The organism is Pseudomonas sp. K5002 (genome assembly GCF_013386655.1).
GTDB lineage: Bacteria > Pseudomonadota > Gammaproteobacteria > Pseudomonadales > Pseudomonadaceae > Aquipseudomonas.
In genome coordinates this window covers 1-6,489 of record NZ_JACARK010000576.1, presented here as the reverse complement: position 1 = coordinate 6,489, position 6,489 = coordinate 1, and the positions used below count along the sequence as shown (strand labels likewise).

The 6,489-nt window shown below is 61.9% G+C and carries 7 protein-coding genes; 3 read left to right on the top strand and 4 right to left on the bottom strand.

The genetic code is table 11. The annotated features are described in order from the left end of the window. The coding region (locus tag HX846_RS23795; RefSeq protein ID WP_178966204.1) for an AraC family transcriptional regulator at positions 1–529 on the bottom strand (529 nt) is incomplete at its 3' end. A gap of 133 nt (positions 530–662) precedes the next feature. Between HX846_RS23795 and HX846_RS23790 the strand changes: the two genes are divergently transcribed. Then, positions 663–1,472, top strand: coding sequence for a UDP-2,3-diacylglucosamine diphosphatase (locus HX846_RS23790; protein ID WP_003214618.1), 810 nt, complete (start codon positions 663–665; stop codon positions 1,470–1,472). A 149-nt stretch (positions 1,473–1,621) separates the two neighbouring features. On the opposite strand, the gene HX846_RS23785 is transcribed toward HX846_RS23790, so the two are convergent. From HX846_RS23785 to phhA, 3 genes are all read right to left on the bottom strand, one after another. Beyond that, complete coding sequence (locus HX846_RS23785) at positions 1,622–2,818, bottom strand: amino acid aminotransferase (RefSeq protein ID WP_087692743.1); 1,197 nt, start codon at positions 2,816–2,818, stop codon at positions 1,622–1,624. Next, positions 2,818–3,174 carry a 4a-hydroxytetrahydrobiopterin dehydratase gene (locus tag HX846_RS23780; RefSeq protein WP_003214616.1) on the bottom strand — a complete coding sequence of 119 codons (357 nt, stop codon included), beginning with the start codon at positions 3,172–3,174 and terminating at the stop codon, positions 2,818–2,820. The genes HX846_RS23785 and HX846_RS23780 overlap by 1 nt, the downstream gene beginning before the upstream one ends. 104 nt (positions 3,175–3,278) lie before the next feature. Beyond that, on the bottom strand, positions 3,279–4,070 hold the full coding sequence (phhA, locus tag HX846_RS23775; protein WP_087692742.1) for a phenylalanine 4-monooxygenase: 792 nt from the start codon (positions 4,068–4,070) through the stop codon (positions 3,279–3,281). 266 nt (positions 4,071–4,336) lie between these two features. Here phhA and HX846_RS23770 point away from each other — a divergent pair, with 266 nt between their 5' ends. Together HX846_RS23770 and HX846_RS23765 are read left to right on the top strand one after the other, a co-directional pair. Beyond that, positions 4,337–5,902, top strand: coding sequence for a sigma-54-dependent transcriptional regulator (locus tag HX846_RS23770; RefSeq protein ID WP_178966203.1), 1,566 nt, complete (start codon positions 4,337–4,339; stop codon positions 5,900–5,902). Between the two features lie 260 nt (positions 5,903–6,162). Continuing rightward, positions 6,163–6,489, top strand: a 327-nt coding sequence (locus HX846_RS23765; RefSeq protein WP_178966202.1) for a flagellar hook-basal body complex protein, incomplete at its 3' end; no start/stop codon positions are given.

Here is a 6,489-nt window from a genome sequence, read left to right as displayed (position 1 = left end):
GGGCGACGGACAGGTCGGCGAGCTTCGCCAGATCCGCCACTTGCAGTGGGTGCGCGGCATGCCGCTGGATATGCGCATCGAACGCGGCATAGGGCAGGCGCTTGCCCACCGGCGGCTGCGCAAGGTTGAGGCTGGCCAGCAGCAACACGGCGCCTTGCTGGGCGATCAGCGGGTCGTCCACCGGGCTGCTCGCCAGCCATTGCACCAGTTGGCTTTGGCGATTGTCGAGGGTCAGGTGTGCGCACCGGTCGAGCAAGCGGCGGCTGGCGTCGGCATGCTCGCCCAGGGACTGCGCCAGCCAGTGCTCATCGGGCACGTCCAGCACCAGGCAGCGGCTGCCATCGCGACTGCGGCATGCGTGATGGGCGGAGTAGGGCAGCACCATCACACTGCTGTGCTGCACCTGGCCGCCCCGGCCATCCACCTCGAAGTCCAGGTGCCCGGACAGGCCAAACACCAGCTGTGCATGGTCGTGGCTATGGGCGATAGGCGCATCGGGGTAGTGGCGTAGCGTGAGGTTGGGTCTCATCGCAGTCTCCTGGGCAGGCCCGCAGTTTACATCGCTTCGCCGCCTGTGGGTGCTGTCATCAGACTGACGCAACACTGTCATGGGCTATTAATCCCGTGGGCGCAAGCTCGCGAAAACACCGTGAGGCATGCCCATGACCAGCGCCGAACTCGCCAAACCCAGCCGCAAGCAACGCGTGCGTACCCTGTGGATTTCCGACGTGCATTTGGGCACTCGGGATTGCCAGGCCGAACACCTCTCGCATTTCCTCAAGGGCTACCACGCCGACAAGGTCTACCTGGTGGGCGACATCATCGACGGCTGGAAGCTGCGCAGCGGCATGTATTGGCCCCAGGCCCACACCAACGTGATCCGCCGCCTGCTGACCATGAGCAAGCGCGGCACCGAGGTGATCTACGTCACCGGCAACCACGATGAATTCCTGCGGCGTTATTCGAAGCTGATCCTTGGCAATATCCAGTTGGTGGACGAAGCGGTGCACGTGACTGCCGATGGCCGGCATTTGCTGGTGATCCATGGCGACCAGTTCGACGTGATCACCCGGTATCACCGCTGGCTGGCGTTCCTTGGCGATTCGGCCTACGAATTCACCCTCACGCTCAACCGCTGGCTGAACCACTGGCGGGCGCGCTATGGCTACGGCTATTGGTCGTTGTCGGCGTACCTCAAGCACAAGGTCAAGACGGCGGTCAGCTTTATCAGTGATTTTGAAGAAGCGATCGCCCACGAAGTGACCAAGCGCGAGCTGCATGGCGTGGTGTGCGGGCACATTCACCATGCGGAGATTCGCAAGGTGGGCGAGGTGGACTACCTCAATTGCGGGGATTGGGTGGAGTCGTGCACAGCGCTGATCGAACACTGGGACGGGCATATCGAGCTGTATCGATTGGCGGATGCCCAGGCGAAAGAGGCACAGCTCAAAGCCGAAATGGTCGCGGGCTGAGCCTCAAACCCACAGACTCACAGACTCACTCAGTCTAAATGTGGGAGCGGGCTTGCTCGCGAATGCGGAGTGTCAGTCACCAGATAATTCGACTGACCCACCGCCTTCGCGAGCAAGCCCGCTCCCACATTTGGAGCCGGTTTCTTCAGTCAGGTGTGGGAAACATCCGCGATGGCTTCTGCCAACAACGTCAACCGTGTCGCGTCAATCCCCGCCACGTTCGCACGCCCGGAATTGACCATATACACGCTGTGCTTGTCCCGCAGTTGCTTCACCTGTTCCGCACTCAACCCGGTATAGGAAAACATCCCGCGTTGCGCCGCAATATGCGCAAACCGCTCCGACAACCCATGGGGCGCCAACGCCTCCACCAGCCCGGAACGCAGCTGCGCAATCCGCGCCCGCATCGCTTCAACTTCCTCGGCCCACTGCTTTTTCAGCCCGGCGTCACCGAGAATCGTCGCCACCACAGCAGCACCATGGTCCGGCGGCGTCGACCACAAGTTACGCGCAATAAACGCTAGCTGGCTGCGCACATCCGTCAGTTTCTCGGCGTCCGCCGCGCACACAATCAACGCGCCGACACGGTCGCTGTACAAGCCGAAGTTCTTCGAGCAGGAACTGGTGATCAGCACTTCGGGCAGCTCAGCCGCGAACATCCGCACGGCCCATGCATCCTGTTCCAGGCCATCGCCAAAACCCTGATACGCAAAGTCGATCAGCGGCAGCAACTGACGTTCCTGGACGATCTTCAGCACCTGGCGCCAGTCATCGTGGGACAGGTCGAAACCGGTCGGGTTGTGGCAGCAGGCGTGCAGAAGCACCACATCGCCTTTTGGCACGGTGGACAGGGTGGCCAGCATTGCCGCTACGTCCAGACGATTGTCGCTGCCCACGTACGGGTAATGGCTGACCTTGAGCCCGGCCTTGGCGAAGATGGTTTCGTGGATCGGCCAGGTCGGGTTGCTCAGCCATACGCCACGGCCGGGCAGGCTGTGGGCGATAAAGTCGGCGCTCAGGCGCAGCGCGCCGGTGCCGCCAGGCGTCTGGGTGGCGCCGGCGCGGCGCTCGCCCAGCAGTGGCGAACCGGCGCCCAGCACCAGCTCGCTGATCAGCGAGCCGAACGCGGTATTGCCATGGCCGCCGATGTAGGTCTTGGTGGTTTGTTGTTCCACCAGGCGCTGCTCGGCCAGTTTCACCGAATGCGGGATCGGCGTCAGGCCCTGGTCGTCCTTGTACACGCCCACGCCGAGGTCGAACTTGAGCGGGTTCGGGTCCTGGGCATACAGCTCCATCAGCCCGAGGATCGGGTCTCCGGGCACCCGGCCAATTGCGTCGAAATGCATTACTTGCGGCCCTCGGCATCCTTGGCCACTTCGTCGGTGCGCGCGGCCATGATGAAGTCGTTGCGGTGCAGGCCCTTGATGGAGTGGCTCCACCAGGTCACGGTGACTTTGCCCCATTCGGTGAGCAGGCCCGGGTGATGGCCTTCAGCTTCGGAGATCACGCCCACGGCGTTGGTGAAGGCCAGGGCGAATTTGAAATTCTTGAACAGGAAGACCTTTTCCAGCTGCATCACGCCATCGCGTACTTCGATGTTCCAGTCGGGGATCTGCTTGATCAGCACCGGCAACTCTTCGTCGCTGACTTGCGGGGCGTCGGCGCGGCAGGCTTCGCAGTGGGCTTGGTTCAACGTGGTCATGTGGGTATTCCTGAAATCGAGTATTTGGAAACGGTCGTCAGTAGCGTCACCCTAAAGCAACGCGGGGCCAGGGAACAGACTCACCTGGCCCTAAAAGCCGCAGTTCAAGCCGCTTTTGGCTTGGGCGGGAACTTCGGTGCGTGCAGCCCCAGCTGCATCCCGCGTTCGACCATGCCCATGATGTCTTCCTGCGCCACTTCGAACAGGCGCTTGAGGTTGGGCAGGGCGAAGTACACGGGTTGCAGGATGTCGATGCGATACGGCGTGCGCATCGCTTCGAGCGGGTCGAAGGCTTGATGCTCGGGCACGTCCGAGAGGCAGTACTCGGTCTCCTTGGGCGAAGACAGGATGCCGCCACCGTAGATGCGCCGGCCTTCGGGCGTGTCCACCAGGCCGAACTCGATGGTCATCCAGTACAGGCGCGCCAGGTACACGCGCTGTTCCTTGGTGGCGGCCAGGCCGAGCTTGCCGTAGGTGTGGGTGAATTCCGCGAACCAGGGGTTGGTCAGCAGTGGGCAATGGCCGAAGATCTCGTGAAAAATGTCCGGTTCCTGCAGGTAATCCAGCTCTTCACGGGTACGAATAAACGTCGCCACCGGAAACTGCTTGTTGGCGAGCAATTCGAAAAAAGTCTGGAAGGGGATCAGCGCCGGCACCCGGGCGACTTGCCAGCCCGTGGTCTCGGCCAGCACTTTGTTGACTTCCGCCAGCTGTGGAATGCGGTCGTGGGGCAGGCCGAGCTTGTCGATGCCGTCCAGGTATTCCTGGCAGGCGCGGCCCTCGATCACTTTCAGTTGGCGCGTGATCAGGGTGTTCCACACCGCGTGTTCTTCGGGCGGGTAGTCGATAAAACCGTTCGCGTCGGGCTCGCGGGCCACGTACTGCGTCTGCTTCATACTGCTCTCCTGCTAGGCATTCGTTCTTGTTATGTCCTGGGATGAGCCTATTGATACGCCGCCTGGGCCAGGAAGCCATCCTCCTGCGCCATGCTTTTGTAGGAAAAATTACTGAGATTCGTAAAGTTTTCGTTACGGTTGAGGCAATTCGTTCTCCCTGTGGCGTATTTTGGGTGTGAATCGCCATGCAGCTGTCACATAATCTTGACGATTATCTGCGGCCGGCGGCAAAAAGACGCAGCGACTCCACCTCTTCGGGCCTTCTCATGCGTATCAAAGTGCATTGCCAGAACCGCATCGGCATCCTGCGGGACATCCTCAACCTGCTGGTGGAGTACGGCGTGAACGTCGCCAAGGGCGAGGTCGGTGGCGAGCACGGCAACGCCATCTACCTCTATTGCCCGAACCTGGTGAACCTGCAGTTCCAGGCATTGCGCCCGCAGTTCGAGGCGATTGCCGGGGTATTTGGTGTCAAGCGGGTAGGGCTGATGCCCAGCGAGCGTCGGCATATGGAGCTCAACGCGCTGCTGGGGGCGCTGGAGTTTCCGGTGCTGTCCATCGACATGGGCGGCTCCATCGTCGCGGCCAACCGCGCGGCGGCGCAGTTGCTCGGAGTACGGGTGGATGAGGTGCCGGGCATTCCGTTGTCGCGCTACGCCGAAGATTTCGATTTGCCGGAACTGGTACGGGCCAGCAAATCGCGAATCAACGGCCTGCGGGTCAAGGTCAAGGGCGATGTATTCCTGGCCGATATTGCGCCGCTGCAATCCTCCGAGCATGACGACAGCGAAGCCATGGCCGGCGCCGTACTGACCCTGCACCGCGCCGACCGGGTGGGTGAGCGTATCTACAATGTGCGCAAGCAGGAACTGCGCGGCTTCGACAGCATTTTCCAAAGCTCCAGGGTCATGGCCGCCGTGGTGCGTGAGGCTCGGCGCATGGCGCCGTTGGATGCGCCTCTATTAATAGAAGGCGAAACCGGCACCGGCAAAGAGTTGCTGGCCCGCGCTTGTCACCTGGCCAGCCCACGCGGCCAGTCGCCGTTGATGGCGCTCAACTGCGCCGGTTTGCCCGAGTCCATGGCCGAGACCGAGTTGTTCGGCTATGGTCCCGGCGCCTTTGAAGGGGCGAGGGCGGAGGGCAAGTTGGGACTGCTGGAGCTGACGGCGGGCGGTACGTTGTTTCTCGACGGCGTCGGCGAAATGAGCGCGCGGTTGCAGGTGAAGTTGCTGCGCTTTCTGCAGGACGGCTGCTTTCGCCGTGTAGGCAGTGATGAAGAGGTGTACCTGGATGTGCGGGTGATCTGCGCGACCCAGGTGGACCTTTCCGAACTGTGCGCTCAGGGCGAATTCCGCCAGGACCTTTACCATCGTCTCAATGTGCTCTCGCTGCATATCCCGCCGCTACGCGAGTGCCTCGACGGTTTGCCGCCGCTGGTGGAGCACTTCCTGGATCAGGCCAGCCGGCAGATCGGCTGCCCGCTGCCCAAGCTCGCACCGGCGGCGATGGAACGCCTCAGCCATTACCACTGGCCGGGGAATGTGCGGCAGTTGGAGAACGTGCTGTTCCAGGCGGTTTCGCTGTGTGAGGGCGGCACCGTCAAGGCCGAGCACATTCGCCTGCCGGACTATGGCGTGCGCCAGCCGCTGGGGGATTTTTCCCTGGAAGGCGGGTTGGAGGAGATCGTCGGGCGCTTTGAAAAGGCCGTGCTGGCGCAGTTGTATGCCGAGCATCCCAGCAGCCGTCTGTTGGGCAAGCGGCTGGGCGTGTCCCACACCACCATCGCCAACAAATTGCGTGACTACGAAGTCGTCAAAGCCGAACGCGGTTAAGCCTGTGGGAGCTGGCTTGCTCGCGAATGCGGNNCCCGCTCCCACATGGGTTCTTTGTCGGTCTTGATACCTGTACTTGCCGTTAGCGGCATAAGTCCGCCGTTTTTTCGACTCTCTTCCTGCTGCGCTCAGCTGCCACCTGCCGGCAAACCCCCGCCCCGCCTGGACTTTCCCTCATTTCAAAAAGTTGGTTCGCAAATTGCTTAAGCCTCATCAGTACAGCGGTGGGCGGCAAGCGTCCGTCAGAAAGAGGAAAGAGCGTGGATAAGTACCTTTACGTGGCAATGACCGGCGCCAGCCAGAATGCACTGGCGCAGAAGGCCCACGCCAACAACTTGGCGAACGTTTCCACCAATGGTTTCCAGCGTGACCTGGAACAGGCGCGCTCGATGCCGGTGTTCGGTGACAGCTTTCCGGCGCGGGCCTTTGCCTTGACCGAGCGCCCAGGCACGGACTTTTCCCCTGGCGCGATGATTGAAACCGGCCGTGACCTCGATGTGGCCGTCAGCGGTGACGGCTGGATGGCCGTGCAAAACCCGGATGGCGGCGAGTCCTACGTGCGCAGCGCCAGTATGAACGTCGATGCG

Coding starts and splice junctions, on each gene's coding strand:
- HX846_RS23790 (WP_003214618.1), top strand. CDS start 663: ATGACCAGCGCCGAACTCGCCAAACCCAGCCGCAAGCAACGCGTGCGT.
- HX846_RS23780 (WP_003214616.1), bottom strand. CDS start 3,174: ATGACCACGTTGAACCAAGCCCACTGCGAAGCCTGCCGCGCCGACGCC.
- phhA (WP_087692742.1), bottom strand. CDS start 4,070: ATGAAGCAGACGCAGTACGTGGCCCGCGAGCCCGACGCGAACGGTTTT.
- HX846_RS23770 (WP_178966203.1), top strand. CDS start 4,337: ATGCGTATCAAAGTGCATTGCCAGAACCGCATCGGCATCCTGCGGGAC.
- HX846_RS23785 (WP_087692743.1), bottom strand. CDS start 2,818: ATGCATTTCGACGCAATTGGCCGGGTGCCCGGAGACCCGATCCTCGGG.